Annotated in this window: 3 protein-coding genes; all 3 read left to right on the plus strand. The window is 35.1% G+C overall.

Translation table 11 applies throughout. The features are described from left to right. A partial coding sequence (locus BAZSYMA_RS09825; protein WP_195910062.1) for a hypothetical protein occupies positions 1-333 on the plus strand: 333 nt, incomplete at its 5' end. Positions 334-661: 328 nt separating this feature from the next. Next, positions 662-1,297 carry a DUF2895 family protein gene (locus tag BAZSYMA_RS02740; RefSeq protein WP_090715393.1) on the plus strand — a complete coding sequence of 212 codons (636 nt, stop codon included), beginning with the start codon at positions 662-664 and terminating at the stop codon, positions 1,295-1,297. After that, on the plus strand, positions 1,290-1,497 hold a 208-nt coding region (locus BAZSYMA_RS02745), incomplete at its 3' end, for a hypothetical protein (RefSeq protein WP_143243075.1). The genes BAZSYMA_RS02740 and BAZSYMA_RS02745, both read left to right, overlap by 8 nt.

Raw genomic sequence — 1,497 nt, forward strand, 5'->3', positions numbered from 1 at the left:
AAAAAGATATTTTTAACACTTGCACCAATCGCAAGCATATTAAGCACTAAAGCGTATGCAGGCATACCAACAAGGGTTGGATCAATAACCGTAGATTCCAATGACATTATGGCGACATTATGGGAGCTTGCACAGCAATTTTTTTATTACGCCGCATGGGTGGCAATTGCCGCTGCCTTAATCACTGGGGTGTTCACAATCATAGGCGCATTATCAGAGGCCAGAAAAAAAGGCGACTCTGGTATTTTATGGTCAAGCATTGCAATGACAATGGTGGTGGTAATACTTACTTTTGTTATTGCAATGTTGATAATTGCTTATATGGATATCTAAAATGAAACTAGTTGAGAATATAGGAGTATACAAGTCGTGCTCGCTGATAGAGCTGTTGTTCTTGTTTTTATTTTCATTTATTATTCTTAGTATTCTTGCGTTATTTGTCCCAGTATCAATTAGCATTGGTTTAATCGTTTCTGGCATTTTGTCGATTGTTTCATTGATCGTATTAGCGACTTGGTATCAAGATAAAAAGCGCAATTTACCCGAAAGGTTTTACATAAAAAAACTAGCGCTCTTTGTCAATGGGTTTTTTGGCGTAAATGTGCAAAGTAGTCATATATATTCATCGTTTACGAAACAAATCGGTGATTAGGGCGGTAATATGTTTTCTAAAGAGGATTTAATCGATGTAGACAAGTCAATAAGAGCTAAAGAGAAAAAGATGTACTCGGTAATTTTGGCGCTAGTTCTTGTGCTTTTTGTCTCAATCGTTGTTATTTTGATATTATCAAGCAACAAAACATATCGAATTTCTCTACCACCCAATTTAGAATTTGGAGCGACTGTTAATACTGGTGAAATAGATCATTTTGAAATTTATTCTTTTGCAGGGGCAATAACTCAGCAGTTGAACTTATGGAAAGATGGCAAAGTAGACTTTAGAAAAAATATTGACAAATATTATGCATACATTACACCAGAGTATCGCGCATACCTTTTAGATGAATACGAAAACCTGTTAAATTTAGGGCAATTAAGTGGCAGGGAGCGTTCTTTACAAGAAGAAGATATGTATCGAACAAGTAATGTTATCAAGCAATCTGATGGGTGGCTAGTTCAGATTGTCTTCCATCAACAAGAGCATATTAATAACCAGCGTTTTAAGGATTTAAGGATTCAACATTCTATCAAAGTTGTCTATAGGAACATTGATGCACAATCTAATCCTTGGGGATTGCAACTTGATGTGCCATTTGAGCGGCCAGTTAGATTAAGGGAGTTAGTTACTAGTGATTAAATTATTAATTGTATTAATAACGCTATTAAGCTTAAGCAGTGTAAATGCTGAGTTACGCTTGTTAAGTTTTCCTGGTGAGACTATTAAACTGATGCTTGATGTGGATCAAGAGGTGCAATTGAATTTTGAAAAGCCTTTGAGTAGTATTGGCATACCTACTGATATTAAAAATAATATTAAAACACAATTAATTGACTCAA

The sequence above is a fragment of the Bathymodiolus azoricus thioautotrophic gill symbiont genome (assembly GCF_001298715.1).
Taxonomy (GTDB): domain Bacteria; phylum Pseudomonadota; class Gammaproteobacteria; order PS1; family Pseudothioglobaceae; genus Thiodubiliella.

What these genes read in the sequence shown, in the direction of transcription:
- BAZSYMA_RS02740 (WP_090715393.1), top strand. Translation starts at nt 662, where the DNA reads ATGTTTTCTAAAGAGGATTTAATCGATGTAGACAAGTCAATAAGAGCT.